The sequence below is a fragment of the Woeseia oceani genome (assembly GCF_001677435.1).
GTDB lineage: Bacteria > Pseudomonadota > Gammaproteobacteria > Steroidobacterales > Woeseiaceae > Woeseia > Woeseia oceani.
The window spans coordinates 221553-245824 of the sequence record NZ_CP016268.1 but is presented as its reverse complement, the minus strand read 5'-3'; the positions used below and the strand labels follow the sequence as shown (position 1 = coordinate 245824).

The 24272-nt window shown below is 58.0% G+C and carries 24 protein-coding genes; 8 read left to right on the top strand and 16 right to left on the bottom strand.

Features of this window, described 5'->3' with window-relative positions:
* Positions 1-102: 102 nt before the first annotated feature.
* On the bottom strand, positions 103-2094 hold the full coding sequence (locus BA177_RS01095) for a TonB-dependent receptor plug domain-containing protein (RefSeq protein WP_197493256.1): 1992 nt from the start codon (positions 2092-2094) through the stop codon (positions 103-105).
* Positions 2078-2629 carry a cation transporter gene (locus BA177_RS01090; protein ID WP_257739298.1) on the bottom strand — a complete coding sequence of 184 codons (552 nt, stop codon included), beginning with the start codon at positions 2627-2629 and terminating at the stop codon, positions 2078-2080. Before BA177_RS01090 ends, BA177_RS01095 begins: the two co-directional genes overlap by 17 nt.
* Before the next feature lie 124 nt (positions 2630-2753).
* On the opposite strand from BA177_RS01090, the gene BA177_RS01085 reads away from it, so the two are divergent.
* On the top strand, positions 2754-3149 hold the full coding sequence (locus BA177_RS01085) for an ArsR/SmtB family transcription factor (RefSeq protein WP_068611975.1): 396 nt from the start codon (positions 2754-2756) through the stop codon (positions 3147-3149).
* 406 nt (positions 3150-3555) lie between these two features.
* On the opposite strand, the gene BA177_RS18475 is transcribed toward BA177_RS01085, so the two are convergent.
* Positions 3556-3768, bottom strand: coding sequence for a hypothetical protein (locus BA177_RS18475; protein WP_156762632.1), 213 nt, complete (start codon positions 3766-3768; stop codon positions 3556-3558).
* On the opposite strand from BA177_RS18475, the gene BA177_RS01075 reads away from it, so the two are divergent.
* From BA177_RS01075 to BA177_RS01055, 5 genes are all read left to right on the top strand, one after another.
* Positions 3767-5038, top strand: a complete 1272-nt coding sequence (locus BA177_RS01075) for a TolC family protein (RefSeq protein ID WP_068611971.1) — start codon at positions 3767-3769, stop codon at positions 5036-5038. The genes BA177_RS18475 and BA177_RS01075 overlap by 2 nt on opposite strands.
* 1 nt (position 5039) lies before the next feature.
* Positions 5040-6161: an efflux RND transporter periplasmic adaptor subunit gene (locus BA177_RS01070; RefSeq protein WP_082989741.1), complete on the top strand. Its 1122-nt coding sequence runs from the start codon at positions 5040-5042 to the stop codon at positions 6159-6161.
* 10 nt (positions 6162-6171) lie between these two features.
* Entirely contained in the window at positions 6172-9288 is a 3117-nt protein-coding gene (locus BA177_RS01065; RefSeq protein ID WP_068611969.1) for an efflux RND transporter permease subunit, read from the top strand.
* 72 nt (positions 9289-9360) lie between these two features.
* Positions 9361-9684 carry a P-II family nitrogen regulator gene (locus BA177_RS01060; protein WP_068611967.1) on the top strand — a complete coding sequence of 108 codons (324 nt, stop codon included), beginning with the start codon at positions 9361-9363 and terminating at the stop codon, positions 9682-9684.
* A 38-nt stretch (positions 9685-9722) separates the two neighbouring features.
* On the top strand, positions 9723-10586 hold the full coding sequence (locus BA177_RS01055; RefSeq protein WP_068611964.1) for a cation diffusion facilitator family transporter: 864 nt from the start codon (positions 9723-9725) through the stop codon (positions 10584-10586).
* Positions 10587-10893: 307 nt separating this feature from the next.
* Here the strand turns inward: BA177_RS01055 and BA177_RS01050 are convergent, their stop codons facing one another.
* The 13 genes from BA177_RS01050 to BA177_RS00990 all read right to left on the bottom strand — a co-directional run bounded on the left by BA177_RS01050 (position 10894) and on the right by BA177_RS00990 (position 22084).
* Positions 10894-11802, bottom strand: a complete 909-nt coding sequence (locus BA177_RS01050) for a DUF932 domain-containing protein (RefSeq protein WP_197493255.1) — start codon at positions 11800-11802, stop codon at positions 10894-10896.
* Positions 11803-12082: 280 nt separating this feature from the next.
* Positions 12083-12556 carry a RadC family protein gene (gene radC / locus BA177_RS01045; protein WP_068611960.1) on the bottom strand — a complete coding sequence of 158 codons (474 nt, stop codon included), beginning with the start codon at positions 12554-12556 and terminating at the stop codon, positions 12083-12085.
* A 490-nt stretch (positions 12557-13046) separates the two neighbouring features.
* A complete protein-coding gene (locus tag BA177_RS01040) occupies positions 13047-13544 on the bottom strand; it encodes a DUF3577 domain-containing protein (protein WP_068611958.1) in 498 nt (165 codons plus the stop codon).
* 326 nt (positions 13545-13870) lie between these two features.
* A complete protein-coding gene (locus BA177_RS01035; protein WP_068611956.1) occupies positions 13871-14242 on the bottom strand; it encodes a single-stranded DNA-binding protein in 372 nt (123 codons plus the stop codon).
* A 170-nt stretch (positions 14243-14412) separates the two neighbouring features.
* Positions 14413-15276, bottom strand: a complete 864-nt coding sequence (locus BA177_RS01030) for a PFL_4669 family integrating conjugative element protein (protein WP_068611954.1) — start codon at positions 15274-15276, stop codon at positions 14413-14415.
* A 2-nt stretch (positions 15277-15278) separates the two neighbouring features.
* Positions 15279-15866, bottom strand: a complete 588-nt coding sequence (locus tag BA177_RS01025; RefSeq protein ID WP_068611951.1) for an STY4526/YPO1902 family pathogenicity island replication protein — start codon at positions 15864-15866, stop codon at positions 15279-15281.
* A gap of 637 nt (positions 15867-16503) precedes the next feature.
* Positions 16504-16746 (bottom strand): hypothetical protein, encoded by a 243-nt coding sequence (locus BA177_RS01020; RefSeq protein WP_068611949.1) that lies wholly within the window; start codon positions 16744-16746, stop codon positions 16504-16506.
* Positions 16747-16945: 199 nt separating this feature from the next.
* Positions 16946-17080, bottom strand: coding sequence for a hypothetical protein (locus BA177_RS18995; RefSeq protein ID WP_257739292.1), 135 nt, complete (start codon positions 17078-17080; stop codon positions 16946-16948).
* Between the two features lie 194 nt (positions 17081-17274).
* Positions 17275-18222 carry an integrase domain-containing protein gene (locus tag BA177_RS01010; RefSeq protein WP_068618682.1) on the bottom strand — a complete coding sequence of 316 codons (948 nt, stop codon included), beginning with the start codon at positions 18220-18222 and terminating at the stop codon, positions 17275-17277.
* A gap of 536 nt (positions 18223-18758) precedes the next feature.
* Positions 18759-19115, bottom strand: a complete 357-nt coding sequence (locus tag BA177_RS01005; RefSeq protein ID WP_068611945.1) for a hypothetical protein — start codon at positions 19113-19115, stop codon at positions 18759-18761.
* Positions 19105-19401 carry a hypothetical protein gene (locus BA177_RS01000; RefSeq protein WP_197493254.1) on the bottom strand — a complete coding sequence of 99 codons (297 nt, stop codon included), beginning with the start codon at positions 19399-19401 and terminating at the stop codon, positions 19105-19107. Before BA177_RS01000 ends, BA177_RS01005 begins: the two co-directional genes overlap by 11 nt.
* 946 nt (positions 19402-20347) lie before the next feature.
* Entirely contained in the window at positions 20348-20794 is a 447-nt protein-coding gene (locus BA177_RS00995) for a hypothetical protein (protein WP_068611941.1), read from the bottom strand.
* A gap of 390 nt (positions 20795-21184) precedes the next feature.
* Complete coding sequence (locus BA177_RS00990) at positions 21185-22084, bottom strand: type IV toxin-antitoxin system AbiEi family antitoxin domain-containing protein (protein WP_068611938.1); 900 nt, start codon at positions 22082-22084, stop codon at positions 21185-21187.
* 332 nt (positions 22085-22416) lie between these two features.
* On the opposite strand from BA177_RS00990, the gene BA177_RS00985 reads away from it, so the two are divergent.
* Together BA177_RS00985 and BA177_RS00980 are read left to right on the top strand one after the other, a co-directional pair.
* Positions 22417-23454 carry a type IV toxin-antitoxin system AbiEi family antitoxin gene (locus BA177_RS00985; RefSeq protein ID WP_156762628.1) on the top strand — a complete coding sequence of 346 codons (1038 nt, stop codon included), beginning with the start codon at positions 22417-22419 and terminating at the stop codon, positions 23452-23454.
* Complete coding sequence (locus BA177_RS00980) at positions 23393-24268, top strand: nucleotidyl transferase AbiEii/AbiGii toxin family protein (RefSeq protein ID WP_082989738.1); 876 nt, start codon at positions 23393-23395, stop codon at positions 24266-24268. The genes BA177_RS00985 and BA177_RS00980 overlap by 62 nt, the downstream gene beginning before the upstream one ends.
* The last annotated feature ends 4 nt before the right edge of the window (positions 24269-24272 follow it).

Sequence of the window (24272 nt, the reverse complement as noted above, 5' to 3'; positions counted from 1 at the left end):
CATGCGGTCGCCGTAGCGACGCTTGCCGAAGTCGAACGCGGCCGTCGCTTTCAGCGGCCAGAACCGGACATTGGCGAACCACCGCGAAGAAGCGTCTGCGGTTCAGAATTCTCCCAGGCGAATTCGAACACCCGCGTTAGCTACGAATCCTTCCAGCGGAGCCCAGGCGTCGACCGTCCAGCGCCCATCAGGCGTCCGGTTCGGACGAACCAGCAAGTCTTCACGCGTTTGACGCACGTCAAGTATGTTCTCGAGATTGAGGAAGAAACTGTATCGGCCCCGAATAATCTCTCCGAGCAAACCCACCTCAAAGTAAGGATCACTCTCCATGCGGTACGGATTGTCTTCAAGAAACTGTGTACCTGTGTAGTAGACCTCGAAGCCAATTCGGCCTTTTTCCTCCACCTCCCAGAACGCAACCATCCCTGCGGAGTGACGCGGCGTGAGCGGTACAGTCCGACGCCCCACATCATCTTCATCTGGCTCACTGGCATCTGTGTAAAGGTAGCTTGCAGTGACAACGAAGTCATCGAGCCGCCAGCGCATCAGCGCTTCTATACCACGAGTACGGGTAACCCCATCGACATTAACCATCTGAACACGGTCTGCGGCCAACGTCTCTATTCGAACCGCATCAGCAATACTCGACCCAAAAAACGTCAGACCGGTTTCAAGATTGCCTGCTGAATAGCTGACATCAATTGATGCGGTTTCAGCCGTTTCGGCCTCCAAATTGGCAAGCGGTTCCAACCGTGAAAGTCCTGCCGCTTCTGTTTCCTCAAGAAAAGGCGTTGGGGCAAAAAAACCTCTACCCCACGAACCTCGAACGGTCCACGCACCTTCTCGAAACAACAATGCCATCCGTGGGCTTAGTTCTCCGCCATACTCACTATGGTCATCCCACCGAACGCTCAACGCCCCTGTTAATCGTTCACCAAGGTCCTGGTCAAAGTGGGCAAATGCAGCGGGTGATTCATACTTGTAATCATGAATCGGAAATGTGCCCGAGTCGTATTCATCTGATTGGAAGGCAACGCCTCCTACCCAGGAGGCGCCGGGTAAGTCACCAGATAGAGACGCTTCGGTAAGAATTGTCTGATGGCGATCTTGCTCCAAAAGATCACCAAACACATGATCATGTTGCTGCCGGATAGCTGAAGCGCGAACCTGAGCTGATAGTTGATCATTGATAGGATGCTGCAACAAAAAGCCACCATCGAGGCGGTCGGTATCTTGATTTTGCGGAAATGCGCTGCCATCCGGTACTACGCTACCACTCAGCGTACCTCCTTTCCGATCTTCACCCATCGCTCCGACAGTCAAGTAAAGGTTTGTGCCTTCATACCCCTCCCAGAAAAGACGAGGCCGCACGCTCCAGCGCTCGTATTCAGGCAAATCTATCCAACCGTCATCGTCCAGGTCATTCGCGCCGTGTTGATTGGCGGCCACCAGCAACGATCCACTCCAGCGATTCCCTAACGGAGAAGATGCGTACGTCGAAAAATCCTGGCCGTCCCGTGTTGTAGCATTGAGGATCACTTCACCCTCAGTCACCTCTGATGGCCGCTTTGATACGAGGTTAATGACACCGCCGAGCGCCTGGCCACCGTAAAGGGCAGACGCTGAGCCTTTGATCACTTCAACCTGGCCAAGGTCACTTGGCGGTACCTGCAATAAGCCCAGGCCGGATGCCTGGCCGCCATAGAGCGGCAATCCGTCTGCCAGAAGCTGTGTGTAACGTCCACGCATCCCATGGATGCGTATATTCGAGGAGCCAAGTGCAGGCGAAGTTACCTGGACACGAAGCCCGCCAGTCTCTGCAAGCATCATCGAGATATTGCCTGGGCGCATCATGATCTTCTCGCTGATTTCTTCTTGGTTAAGCACCTCGATACGCGTTGGCTGATCCTGCACGCGGCGGCGCGATCTTGTTGCCTGCACCAAGATTTCCTCTATTTCTTCCATCTCGTCATGGTCGTCTTCGTCCGCGACAGCAGGGTTTGCCATGAGCAAACAAGCACACAGAGCAATCAGAACACCTAATGAAGCGCCTGATTGCCATGCGTTATGGTTTATTTCATCGTTGTGAATCAACAATCCTCTCCCGTTTCGCATCAGCCAAGATCGAAATTCCTCCTCGCAACACAACAAGCACAATCAATGCGCCTATGACCAGGTCAGGCCAATGCTCATCGAGCAACAGAACCAGCCCCCCGGCAGCAATGACGCCGACATTGGCAATAACATCATTTTTTGAGAAAACCCAACTTGCCCTCATATGGACCTCGCCATCACGGTGCCTGGCAATCAGAGCCAGGCATATCACGTTTGCAACCAGTGCAACCAAGCTAACGCCGATCATGAGGGTGGGCTCTGGTTCGCTACCCATAATCGTCCGCCTCAGTATTTCTCCGGCAACACTGACCGCGAGAAGTATCTGGAGCACGCCGCTAAGCATCGCCGCTCGGTTCTTCAGGCTTGCAGACCGACCTACGGCGTACAGACTCACGCAGTAGACAGCGGCATCAGCAAGCATGTCTAAAGAATCAGCGATTAGTCCGGTGGATTGTGCGATGACGCCCGCAATGAACTCCGCCACAAACATAGCGGCGTTAATTGCGAGCACCATAAACAGTATTCGTGCCTGTTCTTTGGACCCGACTTCAACTGAGCAACAATCGTCCGCCATTTCTTTGCTGTGGTCTGAAAGCGAAGGCCTTGTCATAAACCAATAGTTGCACGATAATGCAACTATGCAAGTAATTGAAGTCCCGATCGAGAATATTTTCCAGGCGTTGTGCGATAGAACACGCTTGAGGATTGTGCGCTTGCTCTCGACAACTCAGGAAGAAGCATGTCTGTGCGAACTCGTGGATAGCCTGCAAGAACCCCAGTACAAACTCTCAAGGCATCTAAAAGTCCTGCGCCAGGTTGGTTTGCTTGCGTCGGAGAAAGAAGGTCGCTGGGTGTATCACCGCCTGGTCTCAGAGCCAAAGCACCTCAAAATGATGTCGAAGCTCATAGCTACATTGCCTGATGATGAATCAATCTATGGCGATGATGTTGAGCGCTTTAATAAGCGCCTCTTTCACCGTGAAAAAGGGCGATGTCGTGTGGGGGTGCTAACCAAGGCCTTGCAGACCGGATAGTTTTGCAATGATGAGAAGACCACTGCTGGTCATTTGCCATTGCACAGCACTTCAACGCGCTAACGACGGCGATCAAGTGTGAAGCGGCCCCTGGTCTCGATCAAATCTGACCATGATTGTTCGGTCGAGTCTGGGTTGTCACACGTACGCGTCCTTCGCAGGCGCTTTGATTGACCGTTAGCTTGAGATATGCTCGATTGCCTATGCAACACGCCGTCTGCCAACTTGTCCTGATATCCGTGCTGTTCCTCAGCCTGGACAGCGCGGCTGACCGTGTGTCAGACGGACACCCGCATGGCGGCATGGACGACGTCAATGGAACCTTGGCGCTCTGCTTGGCGCCGACCCTGGACGATGAAGAACACAACGACATAGACGAAAATCATTGCGAGCATTGCTGTCACGGTCACGCGTCCAGCATAGCAATGGACGCTGGCAAGAATGCAGCCCCAAATCCGGCGGCATCCGCAAGTCGCAGGCTCTCGCAACTCAATGCCCGCGACGGCACAGCCCCACCGACCCCACCCCCCAACGCCTGATTCAGTTCCAGAGACCAGTCCGCGCGCGCTGATTGCCAGCCCGTGCGAACCCCTGTAGTTCTGACGGAAAACTGAATCATGAAGCATTCCAATCGGATGCTCGCCGCGCTGTGCGGCGGGCTGATCATGCTGCCGTGGATAAGCCTGGCAGCACCCCCTGATAAAGCCGACGCCGCGCTAAGTGGCTTTATTCGGGCAGTTGTCGACCGCAATCCGCGTGTCGAGGCAGCCCGTGCCGCCCTCGACGCCAGCGATGCCCGCAGCGATGCGGCGTCACGGCCCCTTTACAACCCGACGCTGTCGTTCGACGCCGAAGATACCGACGTCGAACGGACGCAGACAATCGGCCTCAGCCAGACCATCGACTGGGCCGACAAACGTGGCGCACGCAGCGACGCGGCTGCCTTCCAGCGCGAAGCTACACTCGCACGCTACCTGTCAGTCCGCCGCGACGTCATCGTCAAATTGCTGGACGGCCTGGCGCGCTACCGTACCGGCGCCGAGCGCGAGCGCCTCGCGGCCGAGCGCGTCGAGGCCATGAACGAGTTCGCGGAACTGGCCGGCAGGCGTTTCGACGCCGGTGACTTGAGCCAGGTGGACCTCGACCTTGCGCGGATTGCCGCCAGTGACGCACGCATTCAGAAAGCATCGGCCGCGGCCGCGTTGGCGGAAGCGCGCCAAGACGTGCGCTCGCTGGTTCCGAATTCGCCGCCGGATGAATGGCCTGGTCTCGACAACACCCTGCCCGCGTTGCCGGCGCAATTCGAGCCCGAGATGCTGGTGATGGCTCTGCCGGAAGTTCGTGCGGCGCAAAGCCAGGTTGATGTTGCCAGCGCAGTGGTCGAGCTGCGCCAACGCGAGAAACGACCGGATCCAACCATTGGCATCGCTGGTGGCAAGGAAGGTGAGTCGAACCTTATTGGCATCAACGTCACCGTACCGCTGTTCGTACGCAATTCATTCAGTGCGGAAGTCTCGGCGGCCGTCGCCGACCGTCGCGAGGCGATGCAGATCGCCAGCGACATTCGGCAACGTGCCTACGCGCGCGTTGTCAGCGCCGCCGAACGTTACCGCGCAGTCTACGCCGCGTGGCAGGACTGGCGCGCAGCTGGCAGCGAAAGCCTGGAACGCCAGGGTGACCTGGTACGACGCCTGTGGCAATCCGGCGAGATCAGCACCACCGACTACCTCGTGCAGCTCAGGCAGACACTCGACGTCAGGGAAAACGCCCTTGAGCTTCGCCAGTCGTTCTGGCGCGCCTGGTTCGAATGGGTGAATGCGTCCGGCCAGGTCGACAACTGGCTCAATCTGCAAGCCGACGTCCAGCCCTACAAATTTCCGGAGAACTGAAATGCAAACCATCATTCAATGGACGGCGGTCTTGTGCCTGTCGTTCGCCACGACATCCGCCTGGGCCCAAGAGGCCGATCATGACGACGAAGAAGGCGCCGCACGCAGCGTCAGTCTTGCGCCGTCAGAGCGCGAACACGCGGGTGTGCGTGTCGACATCGTCGACCGTCGTGCACTCGATGAGTCTGTAGTCGTGCCGGCCGAAGTGGTCATCAATGCCTACGAATCCTCGCGCGTCACGCCCCGCATATCCGCCCAGGTCGTCGCGCGCCATGTGCGTCTCGGTGATGGCGTCGAAACCGGACAAAAGCTGGTGACGCTGTCCAGTGTCGAAATGGCCGAAGCACAGGGCCAGCTCATCGTCGCGAACCGGGAATGGCAGCGTGTCCGGTCGCTGGGCCAGGGCGCCGTCTCGGAACGGCGTTACACCGAAGCCCAAGTTGCGCAACAACAAGCCTACGCGCGCGTGATCGCCTACGGCATGACCCGCGCACAAGCCGATGCGCTGCAGAACGGCAACGATGCGAGCAAGGCAACGGGTGAATTCGACCTGCTTGCGCCGCAAACGGGCACGATCCTCCGTGACGAGTTCATTGTCGGCGAGCTTATCGAGCCCGGACGCGTGCTGTTCGATATCAGCGACGAATCCGTCATGTGGGTAGAAGCGCAGACAGTTCCGGCCACGCTGGGTTACATCGAGAACGGTGCAATGGCTCGCGTCAGCGTTGACGGCAAGACGTGGATTGAAGGAACGGTGCTGGAACGCCGCCACCAACTCAACGAAACCACGCGCACGCAGGGACTGCGCATCGAAGTGCAGAACCGGGACGACCTGTTGCATGCCGGCCAGTTTGTGCAGGCAGAGATCGTTACCGGCACGAGAGAACCTGTCCTCGCTGTGCCGGAATCCGCTATCACGCTGATCGACGGCCTGCCAACAGTGTACGTGCTCGAAGACGGTGACGAATTTCATGCCACCGCCATTGACGCGGGAGAGACCGTCGGCGACTGGCGCGTGGTGCGCGGCGGACTGACGGAAGGCGACGAGGTTGCCGTCGACGGCGTGTTTCACCTCAAGTCACTGATGCTCAAGTCGTCGCTCGGCGGCGGCCACGGGCACTGAGGGGATCATCATGTTGAACAAACTCGTAGAAGCATCACTGCACTACAAATTCCTGGTGCTGATCGTGTTCGGCGTCATCGCCTTCCTGGGCTGGCGAGCCGTTGTCAGCGTCCCTATCGACGCCTTCCCGGACGTGACGCCGGTGCAGGTCAATATCTACACCGAGTCGCCCGGCCTGGCCGCGGAAGACGTCGAGCAACTGCTGACGTTTCCGATCGAATCGAGCATGGCGGGCTTGCCGGACGTGCAGCAGATACGCTCCGTCAGCCTGTTCGGACTCTCCTACGTCGCCGTCTACTTTGAAGACGATACGGATATCTATTTCGCGCGACGGCTCGTCATGGAACGGTTGCTGGAGGTCGGCGACCGGATTCCCGACGGCTACGGTACACCGGAGATGGGTCCGAATACTTCCGGCCTCGGCCAGGTGTTCTGGTACACGCTCGAACGCGCCGACGAAAAGCTGAATGCCGACATCTCCGATATGGACCTGCGTACATTGCAGGACTGGACCGTGCGCCTGATCCTGCGCACGGCGCCGGGCGTGGATGACGTCACCTCCTGGGGCGGGCAGGAACGCCAGTACCAGGTGGTTATCGATCCTTTGAACCTGATCAAGTACGACCTGACTTACAGTGACGTAATGAATGTCATCCAGTCGAACAACCGGCAGGTTGGCGGGCAGTATGTCGACATCGGCGCGGAACAGAACCTGGTTCGAGGCCTGGGATTGGTCGAGAACGAGCACGATATCGGCGATATGGTGCTCAAGGTCGAGGACGGTACGCCGGTATACCTCAGGGACATCGCCGACATTCGCCAGGAAGGCGCGCTGCGCTTCGGCGCCGTGACGCGCGACGGCAAGGAGGTCGTGCTCGGCATGGCCTTGTCACGCATCGGCGAGAATGCTGCAAGCGTCGTCGATGCCGTGAAGGAAAAAGTCGACATCGTCCAGCAGTCGCTCCCCGACGGGGTAAAACTGAACCCTATCTACGAGCGTACCGACCTTGTTGAAGAAGCCGTCGGCACGGCGCGTAATGCGCTGATCGAGGGCTCGATCCTGGTTGCGATCGTGCTGTTCCTGTTCCTGGGCGAGCTCCGCTCCGCCGTGGTCGTCATCAGTGCCCTGCCGCTTGCCATGCTCATTGCGTTCATCTTTATGAACGAGGCCGGTCTTTCGGCCAACCTGATGTCGCTTGCCGGCCTGGCCGTTGGTATCGGAATGATGGTTGACGGCGCGGTGGTCATGGTCGAAAACGCGTTCCGGATCATGGCGGAGCGCAAAGCCGAAGGCGGCAAGGTTGATCGAACCGCTGCCGTCCTGACGGCAGCCCGCGAGGTGGCGAACCCCATCGCCTTCGCGATCATGATCATCATCGTCGTGTTTCTTCCCCTGTTCGCGCTACAGGGTCTCGAGGGCAAGCTGTTCAAGCCGATGGCGTTCAACATCAGCTTCGCGATGGCGGGCTCACTGCTGCTGACGTTGACGCTGATCCCGGTACTCGCTGCGCTCATCCTGAAGCCAAAAGAGGAACGGGATACCTGGCTGGTGCGGGTCATCAAGCAACGCTACTTGCCTTTGCTCTCCTGGTCCTTGAAGAACCGGAAGAAGGTGACGGGCAGCGCGCTCGTGTTGCTCGTCGCAAGCCTCGCGCTGTTCCCGTTTCTCGGCAAGGAGTTCATGCCACAGCTGCAGGAAGGCTCGATCATGTGGCGGGTGACGTCCATTCCATCGGCGTCGCTGGCGCAATCCATCGAAGTATCGAAGAAGATCGAGAACGCCTTGTCGGCCTACCCCGAGGTCGAAACGACCGTAGCAATGATTGGCCGCGCCGAGAAGGGCGAAACAGCCGACGTCAACTACATGGAAATTTTCACCAAGCTGAAGCCGGAGGACTCATGGCCCGGCGATCGTGACATCCAGCAGCTCGCGGAAGACATGCGCGAGACGCTGGAAGAGGTCGCGCCTACCGCAGTCATCGCGTTTACCCAGCCGATCCAGATGCGCGTTGAGGAGCTCATCTCGGGCGTGCGGGCCACACTCGCCGTGAAGTTGTACGGCGAGGAACTGACGGAACTCGACCGCCTGAGCCAGCGGATCAAGGACGTGGTCGAAGGCGTACCGGGCGTGGCGGACCTGTCCTTGGAGGCGAATGTCGGCAAGCCGCAGATTCGCATCAAGGTCAAGCGCGACCAGCTTGCACGCTTCGGCCTGAACGCAGATGACGTGCTGTCCGTCGTGCGCACCGGCATCGGCAACGAACCGGTTTCGACACTGATATCCGGCGTGCGCCGATTCGATATTACTGCGCGCATCAGGGACAGCTCCAAGCAGTCGGTCGACGCGATACGGCGCATCCCGCTGAAGACAGCGAGTGGCGCCATCGTACCGCTTTCGACAGTTGCCGACGTTGACGTCGCCGAAGGCTACTCGTTCGTCCGCCGGGAGCAGCTGCAGCGTTACTCGGTCATCCAGATGGACGTTCGCGGCCGTGATGTCGATGGCTTCGTCCAGGACGCGAACGCTGCAATCGAAAGCGAGCTGGACCTGCCGCCAGGCTACTGGATCGAATGGGGTGGCGCGTTCGAGAACCAGCAGCGCGCATTGACCCGGCTCGCGATCATCGTGCCGTTGACGATCTTTTTCATCTTCGTCCTGTTGTACACGGCCTTCAATTCGATCAAGTACGCGACCCTGATCATCGCCAACGTGCCTTTCGCGACCATCGGCGGGCTGCTGGCCCTGTTCGTGACTGGTCAGTACGTCTCTGTACCGTCGGCTATCGGATTCATCGCTGTTTTCGGCGTGGCCATGCTGAACGGCATCGTGCTCGTCAGTTTCATCAACGAGCAGCGGGAAACCGGCCTTACGGTTGCAGAAGCAGTAATGCGCGGGGCCGAATTGCGCTTGCGGCCCGTGCTGATGACCGCGAGCGTCGCCATTCTCGGACTGGTGCCGATGCTTTTGTCGTCCGGTGTCGGCGCGGAGACGCAGCGGCCGCTGGCCGCGGTGGTCGTCGGCGGCCTGATCACGTCGACCTTGCTGACACTGGTCCTGCTGCCGGTGATCTACGAGTGGGTCGAATCACGAACGGAGCAGCAGCCTGTGACTGACGAAAGCGATTGAGCAGCGCAAGCAAGGTGCCGGTGCTAGTCGCCGGCACCTTGCCTTCTTCTAAATTATTCGGGAGATTTTCCAATGACCTACCGTGAAATCAAGGCGTTCATTCATCGCAATCGTATTGCGGACGTTGTTGACGCGTTGTATGACGCCGATTTTCGAACACTAACTGTCATCGATGTGGAGGGCCTCCTGAAGGCCCTCGACCCCAGTGAACAGCGCTACTCCGTCGAGATCGGCCGCAAGGTCATTACCCAGGTCAAGCTCGAACTCGTCTGCAAGAACGATGACCGGGTGGCCCAGGCGGTCGACCTGATCAAGACGCATGCCCGGACCGGGCAAGCAACGGCCGGCTGGATTTACGTCAGCGACATTCGATCTGCCATCGAGATAACCGACTGAGTGCAGGTAACTGCCATGCCTGAACAGGACGACGGCCAATGAGCACTGATAACGAAAGCGGATCACACTCCAGCCAGCGAACCTTGCTGCTCGGACTCGCCATTACGCTCGGCTATGCGGTGGTCGAAGCTATAGGCGGATGGCTCGCCAACTCCCTCGCACTACTCGGCGATGCGGGCCACATGCTGACAGACGCTGTATCGCTCGCGGCCGCCGCATTCGCGGCACGCCTCGTGTCCCGCCCTGCAACCAAGCGACACACCTTTGGCCTGGAACGAGCCGAGGTTGTCGGTGCACTGTTCAACGTCCTGTTCATGTACGGCATCGTGGCTGCCATCGTCATCTCTGCCATAGACCGTCTGCTGAACCCTACGCCGGTGCAATTCGGCTCAGTGCTGGTCATCGGCATAGTCGGCCTGTTCGTCAATATTCTCGTTGCGTGGCTGCTCCACCGCGGACAAAAGACGCTCAACACCCGTGGCGCCATGCTCCACGTTATGGGCGACCTTCTGGGGTCCGTGGCAGCGATTGCCGCAGGACTCGTAATCTGGCTTACAGGCTGGATGCCAATCGACCCGCTCTTGTCGCTGCTAATCTGCGGGTTGATTCTTGTATCGTCCACGAAGCTACTGCTGGAGACACTGCACGTGATTATGGAGGGCGTTCCGCAAAGTGTCGACATCAACGAGGTCGCTGATGCTCTTAACGCTGCGCATCCCGATATCGTCAGGGTTCACCACTTGCATATCTGGACGATCTCGTCAGGCACCCGTGCGCTGTCTGCCCACATCGATGTCCGCTCTGCTGACAACTGGAACGAGGTGTCGCGGGCGTTGCAAAAGGAGACGCGGCGCCACGATATCAATCATCCGACGTTTCAGCCGGTGATTTTGGAGCCTTGACGCCTTTCTCCTCGGTTACTCTTTAGATAAGCGGGCCTACGAGAAACTCGGAGTCGATCACCGGAAGGTTTGGACGGTAGGTCGACAAGAGACACGGATCTCGCGCTCGATTGCATGAACTTCGCCGGCGCCTAAGCTGTTGACAGCGGTCAGCGGGTTATTGGTAGACCGCAACGACGTCGATTCAATGTCTATCGGGGCCGGCAGAGCCTTTTTCCTGCCGCCGGTATCAGCGGCAGGAAAAAGGCCCCGTGAATCACGGGGCAATCGGACACAACAGACGCCAGAGACGTTGTACCGTTGCGTACTAGGCGACCAGCTTCTTGAAGGCGCGGCTGTGCATGAACTGGCGCACCCGGCGTTCACGGTCCATCACAATCGAGGCACGGTTCGGTTCCGACGATGGGCGAACCGGCGTGTGCGTCGACCATCGCGTGGCCGCGTTGTAGAGCGCCCAGACCGTGTTACCCGCGTGGTCGGACTCGATCGTCCAGGCCTGCTCCAGACGCTTGAGCAACGTCGGGTTGAGATCCGGAAACGCTTCCAGCGCTGTTTGTACCTGCAGCGAGGTCAGCTCACGCTGACTCCACTCGGACCAGTCGGTTGCCGCCACCAGGTAACGCTCGATGGCCTTGTTGATCTTCGTCAACGCCCGGTTATTATCAAATCCCGAGGTATGACGGCCGTAGACCGAGGAGGTGCCTTGCAGCGATACGGCACCGTTCAAACACCAAAGCCGCATGCCGCCCACTTGCGCCGTAAACGCATTGCCCGAGTCAAACGAGTTAATGACCGAGATGCGCAGCTCCACGATGTCACCGATGCGAGGCTCCGCCGTGACCGTTGGGAAACGGTAGTTGCGAATCACGCGTCGCCCGCCATAGTTCACGTGGTCCTCGATCGCCAGACCGCTCAGATCCAGATCGGACGCCTGCAACGCTTCATCGAATCCGCGAAACAGCGGTTCGTTTGGCACCACCTTGTAGCTACGTCCGTGTATCCCCAGCACCTGGTTGGTATCGGTGCGGACAATCGCTTTAAAGCCCGATGCCGATTGCGGTAATCCGTCAGCATCATCGACGCGCACCGACCGGCTTTCCACCGGGAAGTAGAGCGGCGAGTCGTCCGGAAACGGACTGACGGGACGCGTGGCTTCCTGGGTACCAGGTACCAACGAACGATCGAACGGGATGACTTCAGCACTGTCTGTTTCCATGGTTTCATTCCTCATGAGTGACGAGGATGACGCCATGAAACGTCCGAGGACGCCGTCTGGAATCGTCCTCGTGGGTGAAGCCTTCGGTTGAAGGCATTAAGAGAGGTTGACTGGATCCTGAGGATCCCGAGCTCATTCGCATCAACCTTTTGAGCTCTTCGGGTGCTGGCCGAGGCCAGCGGGTGTCACCATTTGTCCGCGGTGACGGCGGTGTAAATCGGATGGGCCGCGTAGCGTTAAATGAAAGCCCCTGATTCCAGGGGCAATCATTAAGACCACGTCAAAGCAATCCACGCGCCGCCAATGAAACACACTGCTTGCCAACCACGATGTGATCCAGGAGCCGAATATCCACCAGCTCGAGCGCCTGCTTTAAGCGTCGCGTGATGTTTTCATCGGCCGCCGACGGCTCAGCCACGCCGCTCGGGTGTGGATGGGCCACAATGACAGCCGCGGCATTGTGCGCAATCGCTTTTTGCACCACCACCCTCGGATAGACGCTGGTGCCATCAATCGTCCCTTGGAACAACTCCTCGTAGGCGATAAGTCGATGGCGTCCGTCAAGCCACAGAGCCACGAATTTTTCGTTGTCTTCATAGCTCAGCTTTACACGCAAATAATCTTCCACCACCTTCGGACTCGTAAATGCCTGACCGCGCCGATACTTCCTGTTGATTGCGCGCTTGGCGGCGCTGACGACTTCATCGACGCTGGCAACACGATATCCGTTGGCGCTTCGTACGTATAAGTTCATGATGTGCTCCTTTATAGCGAGGGGCACATCGCCCGGTAGGGCATGAATATGCCCTGTTGGGGAAGAAAGGTGCCGATGGCGACACCGGGGTATCGCGCATCGGCTGAGGTTGAAAAGACACCGACTTTCACCGTCGGTACCGTTTTGAACGCCAAACCAAAAAAATCACGGTTGGCAGAGAGGTCGTTAGGACTCTCATCCCGAGCTTTTTCGCATCGACCTTTTAAGCTCTTGGGGTGCTGGCGAAGGCCAGCGGGTGTCATCGATATACCGCGGTGACGTCGGTGTGAAATCTGTTGACGCTTAGTCCAATCCGCACTGGGATGCTGCCCCGTTAATCCGCACGGTCATGATCCTAAGACCCACCGCTATTCGTGACCTTGATCGGCAGAGCCTCCCTCAAGTCGTCGCCGCTGCAAAAACTTGAGGGAGACCCCGCCACGCGAGGTGAGGGGTCTCAAAGGTCGCAATTCAACGAATTGCGTTAGGCTCAGCTTGCGCGGGCTTCGGGCGCCTTGGTCGCAGGCGTTTCGTGGCTTTCCGAATTCTTCGCCGGGTTCTCGGCTTCCGATTTTTCGGACCGCGCACTGTACACCGCCACGCCATCCACCTTGGCCCACATGATCTGCAGCAGACGCGACTTCAAAGACACACCAATGTCGCCGGCTTTTTCGCCGTTGGTGTACTTGAACGTCTCCGCATACAGGTCGCCCAATCTGAATCCAACCAGGACAGCCCGGTCGGCTTCAATGTCAGGCATCAGCCGCTTGACGATCTCTTGTGCCTTCTTGCCGCGCACGATGCAATCGAAACGCGTGTACTGCACGTTGTCTTTCGCGCCGTGCAATGCGGCAATATCGACAGCCAGGAACGGTTCGCTACGAGTGGGAACTTCGCGCGCCCGGTTCAGGTAGCCCAAACCGGTCGTCTGAAGATCAAAGTACTCCGACGAAGCGACGGCCGCTGAGTCAGTTGAGTTGCCATTCATACTATGCTCCTGAAAAACGAGGAGCATGGCCCGTGCCCGTATCGGGAGGTCAAAACTCCCCGATCGGGTGATGTCTTCGGAACGAAGACGTGAAGGTAGGTTGAGAGAATCCGAAGATTCCGAGCTTGCTTGCATCAACCTTTTAAGCTCTTGGGGTGCTGACAACCGTCAGCGGGTGTCATCGATATACCGCGATGACGTCGGTGTTGAAACGGTATTGCTGACTCCCAATCTCGTGAAAAAGCCCGCGCCTGTCAAGCCACGCGAATGGCGCTGCTCGCAGCGACGTCGCTTGGCAAATATTGGATGCGGTCACCTGAGGCGCCCTACGCCGCCGCGTCCTTACCATAGTGGACACTGTCCATCTTGGCATTCGGCACCAGGTACACGCGCCTGGCGCGAACGGACAGAGCGGCAACGGTGCCGCCGTCAGTCTCGTAGCTGTCGTCCATCAGCGATCCGATCACCGCGAGTCGGCTGCCTTTGGGGCACAGACGTGCCACCTGCCTGGCGCGATCGCCCCAGACCTCGACATTCAGCCAGAAGCCCTTCCTGTCCTCGAATTTGCCCTCGGCGTCCGGGACCGGTCGATCAAAGTAGATCCGTAAATTGACGACAGAATCGCTCTCACCCTCGCGGGTCACGGTCCTCAAGTCCGGCTCCTGGCCCAGATTGCCCTCGCCGATGAATTCATTCATTACCTGCTCCTCAAAACGTAGAGACGGATCTGATGCTCTGCAGTAATAGCAAATGACCGGGTTTCAGGCGAGGCGAAACGGGGGCAGTTTAGGTGCCCCCGTTTTCGGCGGCCGGTTGCGATAGGCCCCGTGCGGCCTTTCGGCCGGCGGCGGCAATGGCGACACCGCTCTCAGTCACCACGCGCGGCGGCCTTGGCTTCGGCTGCGGACTCGGCTGCGAACCGATGTGCGAACGAGTCCGTGGGCAACGCCGGCCCATACTCGGCCCGCTGGGAACCGTCCAGTATCCCCACGGGCAGTTCGCCCCAGCGTTGCAGTGCCTCGGCCGCTCTGGCGGTCCCGTGCGCAATATCGGCACGCGAGACGCCTGTGTAGCGGTAGCCATTGGCGGAAGCAAACGTGCGACGTACGGTCTTGCTGCTACTTTGGATCAAGGCATTGCTTTCTTCCGCCGTGAAAAGGGCGACGTGTTTCGTGGTCTGGATCGCGCACACCAAATTGTCGAAGTCATTAACGAGATAGGCGCCGCGATACGCGAATTGGTTGGAGAAGAATAGCGGTACCTGCAGCGGCTTGACCGACTGCGCGATGCTGTGTTGCACGTCGACGCGCTCAGCAAGTGCCTCGGCAACGGTACGACGAGCGTCTGCGAGCTCCGCAACCGCCGCATCGATCGCCGCTTCAATGTCCAGCAGCCATTTGTCGGCGTACGGGTCGTCGAGCTTTGAACCGGAAAACAACTGCGTCAGCATGCCGGCGAAGCCGACGAGGCCAATGATGCCTCGCTTGGCGTCACGCCCGCGGCTCGCGGGGCGGCCGAACACCAGCTGCTGCGCCAAGTAGGTCTTGACCGTCAGCGTCGAGGCGCCGCGCAGCACACCCGGGCGCGCGGCAAATGGCGTGGCGCTGACGACCCGCACGGGCACTGGGAGCACCTCCTGCATGCGTTGCTCTGCTTCCAGCAACGCCGGATGGTCAATCTCTGCGGCGTTCCGCGCGTCCTCGTTATCCGCCTCCGGTGTCGGCGATACCATGGCTAGGTCCCTACCCGGCGTTCCGAGCGACCGGGGTGACCGTCGCTGATCCAGCGGTTCGTCGTTGACCAGCAGACCCCCAGATCGATGTCAGTACGACGGTGGAGTTCCAGGTAGTCCCGTGCACCCAGCGTCTCGAACGCACGTCCTGCTGCTATCGCCGACCACTCCCGCCACAACCGGTCCTCTTCCGACTCCGTCGCCACGCGCGGGCGCCCCGTGCCGCAGCTGCCCCACGAGCGACGCAGATAGGCGTAAACCTCGTGGCGCATGGGCCACCAGCGCTCGATCATGGCGCGCGGCGCGCCCGCCGCAATAAGCGCATCACGCAACTCGCGATCAGCACCCGACTGGAGGACCGCGGATTTTTTGCGCCGCCACAGCGCTTGGTCAAACTGGATTTTGAAGAGCGGCTCATTCACCATCGCCAGGCGCGCCAGGTCTTCCCCGTTCAGTTGCAGAAAGTCACGCAAGTCCTCGGGCTCAATGCCCATGGTCGTCAGGGCCTTGACCGACTTGGTCGCTGAGCACCGCAACACGTAACCGATCAGCGATTGGTTCAACTGGGTTTCGGGATTCAAATAGCGCATATTCTCATTCTCCGTAACCGCACGAGCTCGTCCTCCTGCGAGCCTCGGCGAAAGCGCTTCATGGAAAACCCTACCCGGCTGCACCGCCCCCCATCAAAGGGAGAATCTGGTCGAAATACCCAGAAATGGGATGTGACAGGTGATCAGCGACGGTGTGAACGATACGGTGGGGCTTCGATCTCGGTACCCTGCCGGCAGATACGGATTCCAGCGGGACCGGTGCCGCATCTTTCTCGGGTTTGGCCGTTCAGTCCTGTTGGATGGGAACTGCCTTCGGCTTGCATCAGACAGAGGCCGATTCATCGTTCATCGACCGCCGTTTCGTGCCAAAGTGCCTCCAGGACCTGAGTTTGGCGACCGCCGGAGGCCGTTCCGATACCCGCGCCAGCGTTCCTGTTGCCCGCGTCGCGCACCAGACCGGTTGATCGTAAACTCGGAACGGTGCCGTATGCAGCCCGGATATTGCGAGTCAACGAAGCTGCATTTGCGTCTTGAAAAATGGCCCGTCCCAGGCCAGGCTAAAAGCAACGCGTGCAATGAACCAGCGGCTGACAGATGGGTCAGCTTCCGGCACAAGAAAAGGCCCTTTTTGGTTCACCATTCCTTGCAGATCCACAGCGCGACCTCCGCTCAGCCGTCACCCCTGTTGCTGCACCCACCAGTCGTGTAACCCGTCAACGGCCGTCTTGGCTTGCCTCAGCCAGTCGCCTGCACCGTCTGCGGCGGTCCTCACACAATCGTCGCTGTCCGGACTCGTCGCAATCAGGTCGATGACACCCGTCGCCCGACGTAGCGGGAGATCGATGCTCTCATGGAGATCGAAGAACTCGGGAATATCCGGTTCGTCTAGTTCTGCAGTGGCTGAAAGATCCTCGGTCATGGTAGTCCCCTAAAAAGCCGCTGAACCCGTTATTCTGTACTACGCCATTGACCGGAAGACCACAGACAATAGTCATGAGACATTGCTTGGCGTTCCCGGAAGTCGGTACGCCGGTCTTCACACTACTGGCGACGTATAGATTCCCAAATCAGCCGACGGGAAGTTGACAAGTGTGGCACCAGACCAAACAGCGATCGCGTTACCGGCGCTCTTGCGGCGATCTCCACGGCCCGTTCAACCTGGGTCGCCAGTCCTCAAGTCGCTCGATGGCTTGCAGCAGCTGCTCGACTGTTAGCCAGTAACGGTAGCGCGTCCAGCCCTGATATTGGCTCATCCCATGCTCCAGGAACCAGCGAACGTGTTTGCATTTCCATTGCCACGGCCCGACGTGCCAGCGCCTCCAAATCACAGCGGCAATTCCCGCGGCGCGCTGGCATTCGCGGTGAACCGTGTCCGAATGCCCTGGAAGAGATCGCTTGAGTACCTGCACCGCCAGGCGGCCCGCCTGGTCGGCGTTTCTCGGCCCACTCATCCGGACGACCCGATGTACGAAACCAGGACGGAGGGTCGACCGTGTCCCAGTTCCTGCGACAACACCACTCGCGCGGCTTGATCATCGGCCGCATCGGCGATGCGCTGGCCGGCGACCACCGGCGCCGGTGCGCCCGTCAGGTGGGCGTAACGATCGCAAGCGTACGCGGCTCGAAGATCGCGCAGCGATCCGCCGTTCAGGGGACCGGCACTTCGCCTCCAATGCTTCGACACAGCGCTGAGCCACTGCGCCAGATTAACGTCAGCTGGAATCAGAGTGATTTTACTGCCAGCGGCACGCTCGGCGAACTGGATGGCATGCCGCCCCGCATCCGTCGCCGGGACCCAGCGATCGACACTTCGACCCCGGCCGCCCTTGGTGCCGGCGGTCACGTTGATCCGACCCAACTGCTCAGCCTGATGACGGGCAAGCCGCAGGTCGAGAAGCGATGCCTCCTTGCGTCGCAACCCGAATTCCCGACACAGCAATGCGACCGCCGCGACGTTCTGCTTACCTTGGGCGCTCAGTTCCTCGACGACCGGCTGCAGCTTCGCACGATCCAGGCCGACGGGTGCATCGGTGCGAACGCTCGACCGCTGACCGATGTAGTCGCTCGGCCTGACCCACAAGGCCCGATCGCCGCGCAGCGATTCGAGCACGACGTTGACCGAGCTTAGCTGATTCTTGGCATAGCCATTGCTCATGCCGCTGGACGTTTGCTGTGACAGGTGCTCGGCAAACTGGGCCAGCTCAGAGCGTGAAACGTCGCGCGCATCGCGAACACCCTGTTCGCGAGCCCATTGACAGAACTTGCGCCAGCGCGCCGTATGACTGGCCACCGTCCCATAGTGTCCGCCGCCAAATGCTGCGCGAAGCGCTTGCTTGCCCGCCCATTGCATTTGCTTGCCCCAACCGAAATTTCGTCCACCACCCACTTTTCGCATGTCCATCTCCCACTCAAATTGCAACCACAAGCTGCCCCGCAAACTGTTGAGTCTTAAACCGGATGGACCGCCGGTCGCGGTGTGGCTGCGGCAAACGACGAACGCCGTTTGCGGAATCGCACGGACTGATCTGAGCCGGGACACCCTTGGGCCGCTCGAGCGAGCGGTGGGGCGAGTGGTGGCGCAACTTCTTCGCGAGAAGCCTTGCCGGCTCAGTGTCCGATATCGAGTTTGCACGCCGACTGGCGCAACTAACCCGTTGATTGCAGGACCAATTGCTGGCCCAGTCGCCGCCGTCTCTAAGCCGCTTCGCGATCCTAGAGACCGGCGCAGAACGGTCGTGCTGGGTCAAGGAATCGCAAGCTGTCGCGATCGCATTGCGCCAAACGTCCGTTGCAATCCGATAACGGCGGCAGAACGCCTCGTTGATCGAATCGGTCTCGATTGCAGCGCCAGAAGGCCCGACAATCGTTGGGGTGCCGTTGGGTCAAGGACCCGTGCTCATGATTAACGGCAGAGCACTGGGGTGCCGACAATCAGTCGGCGGGGTGCTGGTTAGCGACCAGCGCGCATGAAACTTGTTCGTTGGAGACCTCGTTCGTATCCACCGGCGGCACAAACAGCCGAAATGCCGCACCACCTTCGCCGTCCGGCTTCCAGCGTTCGATCACACCGTGCCGCATTGCTCGACGGAAATACCGACGACAGCAGTTGGGCACGCGGCCGAATCGCTTCGACATTTTCACAAACTGCACATGTCCACAGCCGTTTTGGTCCGCCAGGCATCCGAGATACACCAATGCGGTGCACTCGTTCGCGGTGAGGTAATCCTCTTTAAGAAACCACAACACGAACGCGAAAAACTCCTGCATCGGGAATTGATCATTGCGCATCGGCTGACCCTCCCTCTTCGCGCGCCTGCAATCGACGCGCCAGTTCCTCATCGTTGAGCACCAGGGCCTCAGCGACGCAGTGCACCGGGTATCGAATTCGCCGGCCTAGTCGCACCGTATTGCGCCGCAAGTACACGATGTTGGGTTCCTGCGAACGACGCATGGTGTTACTCAAACTCTTCGCCGAGATGCCCATCAGTTCGGCCAGCTGGCGGTGCCGCATGTACAGACCGTACACGGCTTGCAGCGCGTCGCGTTCTTTGTCCAGTTGACTGACGTTGTCCATTGGCATGGTTACCTCCCATCGGATCCTGAATGGGATCGCGGCGTACGAACCCAGGATCCGATAGAGTGTCAGTTGTCCGGCTGCCGCAATGGAATTGCGAAATAGGGTCAGGTTCGATTTCACTCTGAAATCGAACACGGACCAAAAGATCAAAGTGAATCGTCAACGCAATGGCCAACGCCGCACGTCAATCAACAACAAGTGATGACGCACATAGGCGCGAGTGCCGGCGGCGCGATCCTAAATAACATGCTAGGGGACCGATCGCGATCTATACGAAGTCACCGATGTGAATTGCCCAGCTGGTATGCTCGCCGGAAGCTCATTCGATGATGAAGGAAGGAGGGATCCAGTGGCGTTGCGCCACATGCGTCTGCTGCCGAACCCTTTAAGACGCCTGTAAATTGGCAACCTGCGCTGTGATCTTGACGCTTCACCGACCTTTCAATTGCGCGGTTGGCCGAAGTAACAAGCAGGTATCAATTGCTAGCGATGATACCGCGAATTCGCATCACTGGCAAAATCAGTGCTCTGATAGTGAGCCTAGGGTGGCCTCGCGTTTCCTTGCGTTTATCTACGTTTACAAGTTCCGACACTTCGTACGTACTGTCCCTACGCACGAGCGCGCAGTCTGCAGATGCTCACACACGAAAGCGTAGTTCAGTATCGTTACGATTCGTCAAGGCTCCGGACGCTATTGCATTGTCATCTATTTGAGCTGCTTATTCCGCTGCCCGGATCAAGAACGCGATGGTTTATCTCGTTTCATTTCGTCGATTCGATCTGGCATCGTATAAACGTCCGCAACCAGACGACCGAGCACCATCAATCTGTTTCAAGGTGCACTGTGCTCGGGTTGTATCCCCTATGTGCTGCTGCCCCCCAAATCCTATACCTCAAGCAAACTCTTGCGTGCCGGCTCGGACACCAATTCATTATCCTTGAGCTACCTTTTCTTTGCACGAAAACTACCTAGATCGCTTCCCGCACGATGATCAACAATCATGTCGATGACGGTTCGTGTGCTAACGGCGCTCAACGTGCGAAGCTCCTTGAATAGAGCTATTCGAAGTTCCCGAATGACCTGCAGGATTTCTGCGTCGATTCTGAAACTATTTTCCGCCGCAAGCAATTCATCAAGATGATCCATCAAATGCCCAAATGGCGCATTGCCCTTGATGAGCGTCGATTGCGTGTCCAGTTCAGCTACGGTGGCCCGCTGAAGCAACTGCTCGTAGACATGGATCAGCGCCGGGTAATGCATGATGGTCTTTGTGAACGGGACATTGACCGTGTCACTGAGTGTCAGATCGTCTGAAATGGCAATCAGGTCCAGTGGCATGTCACGCAGAAGACGAAGTGCGTCGAACAGTTCCGTTTCGCTGGACGGCACAGCTAGCTTTATGTCCAGTACCTACATGGCGACATACGGATCAGCGCCGAACGCCGAATGCAGATATCGAATGACAGCATCACAGGTGCTTTCGAGTGAACGGAGCGCATCCCCTTCAACTAGCGGAATGGCAAGCAGCGAAGGTCGGTGGACACAAGTCGAATTATGCAGTGTCATACGTTGCAATAGGCGTCTGCGGTAATGATCGTGTACGGCTGCTTCATGGCGATGGTGTTTGACGTCGAAGCGCAAGACATCGACGCCATCATCGTAGCTGAACATCGCCTGAAATGAATCCTCTAATACCGAAAGCTAATCCTTATCGAGACAACGCCGTAATTGATCAGCAATGACGCCATGTTCCATGAGGTCGATTTCTGCTATCTGTATTCAACTCGCCACCTTTGTTAGATCCGCTGGCACGTAAACCTGCCAGGTGTCATCCAAACGTGGATTGCTCATGCCATAGTCGAGATAGAATTTGTGCTTAATTCCAATAGCTCTGAGTGGCGCGAGCTGCGACTGCGGAATGCCGGCCAATGTCAGATAGTAGCCGAGCGCTTGATGGAACGGGTACTTGTGATCAATGTCCTGTAACGTTTGCAGCAGTGCGTCGATGTCGATCTTATCGACCGCGGACCTGAAGACCTCTGCAACATGAGTGACGCCGCCTGCGTATCCTGGGCGTACCGTAATGTCAATTAGCGTTCGTGGAACATTAGTCACTCGAATGTCCCGGCTACCAATAGGTACCTCAATTACGCCACTGTGTTCAGTGTGTTTGCCGTTCAGGATCGTGAAGGTCTGTGCTTCGTACTCAAAGACGAATTTTGAGCGCCGCTGCCGATTAGCGAATGCCCGATCTATCGCAGCTTGCGATAGCGGTCCTTTCGGCGGTGGTTTTTTCGACTGTTCTTTGTTGACGTAGATCGTCGGTGAGCGCAGTTGGCTGAGACTGTGAATATTCGCCGCACTCCAGTGAGACAGGTAGGCGTTGGACTTTAGGCTGGCTGCGAGCTCCATTATGGAAATCGAGCCAAATGCGTAGCGACTGATGTCTGTGTATCCGTGGCTTTTGACGATCAAATGGCGAATGACCTTTTCTTCAATCAGTTTCTCGATTACCTGGCTGCTGCTTGGGCGGCGCCCATCGTACGGCCAGGGCGTGATCGCCGCGTCAACCAAACATCGAAGCGCGGATAGGGAAAATATCCCGAGTCCGGAGGCTCTCAGTTTGTCTTTAACCAGCAACGCGGCAGTTTCGAACGGCGGCAAGCGAAATTCTGTCATCGGTGAATCGGTACTCGATAGTTATGTGGAGGCACCTGAGAGAAGCGTCCTTGATACCTTCCAAAAAGCACTGCCCTGACATCCATCGCAAGGTATATATACCTTGCGATGGATGTCAGGAGAATGGAATTGTAATTCCTCGTCGGCTTGGTCCGGAGGTATATATACCTCCGGACCAAGCCACGTTGAGGGTTTTCACCCGACGATAAAGTTTTCAAATTAGGATTCTAGGCGTTCACTATGTGTCGTCGTTCATTATTTATGAACAGCAAGTTTCAGTGAACGTTGGCTTTCGTTCAACAATATGCTATGTTCATTAATAATGAACACCGGTGGAAACTGAACATATGCAGGTCAACACCGCCCAACCAAACGCCCTCCTCGATACGGCCATTCAGCTCGTAGGGGAAAGAACAGGGCTTGATCTGACCGCTATTGAACCTGGACCCGGTGCGGACCTCCTCATCCGCCTTAACAAGGCTCCCACCCCAACTGCGTATCGGGTCGAGATAAAACGGTATCTCAACAAACAAACCGTCGCGCTGCTGGCCGCTAGGCTGGCCGAAGATCCCACACCGACCATGCTGGTGACCGACTACGTCAATCCCCAGCAAGCCGACCGACTCAGACGGCGCAACATTCCGTTCATTGATACCGCCGGTAACACGTACGTAAACGAACCACCCATCTACGTATTCGCGACGGGTAACAAGCCGGACATTCTTCCCACCGCCAAGCCTCGCGTACGGCTGTTCCAACCGACCGGACTCAAACTGATCTTTGCGCTGCTGAATCAACCCGGCTTGGAACAAAAACCTTATCGGCAACAAGCCGAGGTCGCCGGTATCGCCTTAGGTGGGGTCGCCTGGATTATGGGAGACTTGCGCGACGGCGGCTACCTCATCGAACCGACACCAAAAACCCGGCGCCTGATCAACAAGCGAGCCCTGACAGATCTATGGGTAGAGAACTACCCCGCCCGGCTTCGCGAGAAGCTGATACTCGGCCGATATACGACAACGCATGATCGATGGTGGCAAGATACCGACATTGCGGCGCATCGTGCGTACTGGGGTGGAGAGATCGCCGCTGATCGTCTGACCCACTACCTAAAGCCGCAAGACGTCACCCTCTATGCCGACAAAGTTCCGGCGACACTACTGCTCGAGAATCGTTTACAGAAGGTGCCCGACGGCAACGTCGAGATTGTAAAGCAATTCTGGCATTTCGACTATCCGGAAAAAGCGCTCCAGATTGTACCCCCACTGTTGGTGTATGCCGACCTAATCGCAACCGGTGACGCAAGAAATGCCGAACTGGCCCGCATGGTTTACGACGAGCATGTTGCTCGACATATCCGCGAAGATTGATCGGCCTATCGCAACGGTCCTGACTGACCTTGCTGAACTGGCCGCGGACAGCAATATTGAGTTCCTCGTCGTCGGTGCAATGGCCCGCGACATGATTTTGGATTGGGGGTTCGGCATTAACGCGGGACGCGCAACTCGGGATATTGACTTCGGTATCCGTGTCGCCGATTGGGAAGAACTCGAACGCCTGGTGCACTTGCTTAAGCGAAGAAACTGGCATTGCCCAGAAGATCAGCAACACCGGTTCTTTCACGAGAGCGGTGTGCCTATCGATCTGATCCCATTCGGCGCGATCGAATCTGATGATGGCGAAATCTGCTGGCCGCCGCACTTCAACGAAGTACTATCCGTCATCGGCTTTACAGATGCGTATGCCGACAGTTGGAAACTCCTAGTGAGCCGAGCACCGGTCCTTGAAATTCACGTCGCGTCACCCGCAGGTCAAGCGCTTCTAAAGCTAGCCGCGTGGCGCGACCGTGGTTTGATTCGTGGTGACCGCGATGCATACGATCTACGGTTATTGATGGAACGCTATCTGGATCTCGACAACATTGCTCGCGTGATAGAAGAGTACGCCGACTGGCTTGATGACGATTTCGACTACCCGCTCGCGAGCGCAAGATTGCTTGGAATTGATGTCGCCCGATGCGCCGGAAACATCCCGGCCGAGCGAATGACAACACTTTTCGAGTCTCTCGACCCCGGTCCACCGGAAAGTAGCTTGTCCTACGCGATGCGCCGCGTCGGCGAGGATGATGATCTTCTGTACTGCCAGCGACTAGTTAACGCATTCTGTCATGCCGGTCGAGAGTAACACC

Excerpts from the sequence above, each read along its gene's own strand:
- BA177_RS01025 (WP_068611951.1), bottom strand. The coding sequence starts at position 15,866 with ATGCGCTATTTGAATCCCGAAACCCAGTTGAACCAATCGCTGATCGGT.
- BA177_RS01050 (WP_197493255.1), bottom strand. The coding sequence starts at position 11,802 with ATGGAAACAGACAGTGCTGAAGTCATCCCGTTCGATCGTTCGTTGGTA.
- radC (WP_068611960.1), bottom strand. The coding sequence starts at position 12,556 with ATGAACTTATACGTACGAAGCGCCAACGGATATCGTGTTGCCAGCGTC.
- BA177_RS01060 (WP_068611967.1), top strand. The coding sequence starts at position 9,361 with ATGACCTACCGTGAAATCAAGGCGTTCATTCATCGCAATCGTATTGCG.
- BA177_RS01010 (WP_068618682.1), bottom strand. The coding sequence starts at position 18,222 with ATGCGAAAAGTGGGTGGTGGACGAAATTTCGGTTGGGGCAAGCAAATG.
- BA177_RS18995 (WP_257739292.1), bottom strand. The coding sequence starts at position 17,080 with ATGAGCCAATATCAGGGCTGGACGCGCTACCGTTACTGGCTAACAGTC.
- BA177_RS01030 (WP_068611954.1), bottom strand. The coding sequence starts at position 15,276 with ATGGTATCGCCGACACCGGAGGCGGATAACGAGGACGCGCGGAACGCC.
- BA177_RS00980 (WP_082989738.1), top strand. The coding sequence starts at position 23,393 with ATGCCGAACTGGCCCGCATGGTTTACGACGAGCATGTTGCTCGACATA.
- BA177_RS01075 (WP_068611971.1), top strand. The coding sequence starts at position 3,767 with ATGAAGCATTCCAATCGGATGCTCGCCGCGCTGTGCGGCGGGCTGATC.
- BA177_RS01055 (WP_068611964.1), top strand. The coding sequence starts at position 9,723 with ATGAGCACTGATAACGAAAGCGGATCACACTCCAGCCAGCGAACCTTG.
- BA177_RS01000 (WP_197493254.1), bottom strand. The coding sequence starts at position 19,401 with ATGGACAACGTCAGTCAACTGGACAAAGAACGCGACGCGCTGCAAGCC.
- BA177_RS01070 (WP_082989741.1), top strand. The coding sequence starts at position 5,040 with ATGCAAACCATCATTCAATGGACGGCGGTCTTGTGCCTGTCGTTCGCC.
- BA177_RS00990 (WP_068611938.1), bottom strand. The coding sequence starts at position 22,084 with ATGACAGAATTTCGCTTGCCGCCGTTCGAAACTGCCGCGTTGCTGGTT.
- BA177_RS01085 (WP_068611975.1), top strand. The coding sequence starts at position 2,754 with ATGCAAGTAATTGAAGTCCCGATCGAGAATATTTTCCAGGCGTTGTGC.
- BA177_RS01035 (WP_068611956.1), bottom strand. The coding sequence starts at position 14,242 with ATGAATGAATTCATCGGCGAGGGCAATCTGGGCCAGGAGCCGGACTTG.
- BA177_RS01040 (WP_068611958.1), bottom strand. The coding sequence starts at position 13,544 with ATGAATGGCAACTCAACTGACTCAGCGGCCGTCGCTTCGTCGGAGTAC.
- BA177_RS01005 (WP_068611945.1), bottom strand. The coding sequence starts at position 19,115 with ATGCGCAATGATCAATTCCCGATGCAGGAGTTTTTCGCGTTCGTGTTG.
- BA177_RS01020 (WP_068611949.1), bottom strand. The coding sequence starts at position 16,746 with ATGACCGAGGATCTTTCAGCCACTGCAGAACTAGACGAACCGGATATT.
- BA177_RS18475 (WP_156762632.1), bottom strand. The coding sequence starts at position 3,768 with ATGATTCAGTTTTCCGTCAGAACTACAGGGGTTCGCACGGGCTGGCAA.
- BA177_RS01090 (WP_257739298.1), bottom strand. The coding sequence starts at position 2,629 with ATGGTGCTCGCAATTAACGCCGCTATGTTTGTGGCGGAGTTCATTGCG.
- BA177_RS01065 (WP_068611969.1), top strand. The coding sequence starts at position 6,172 with ATGTTGAACAAACTCGTAGAAGCATCACTGCACTACAAATTCCTGGTG.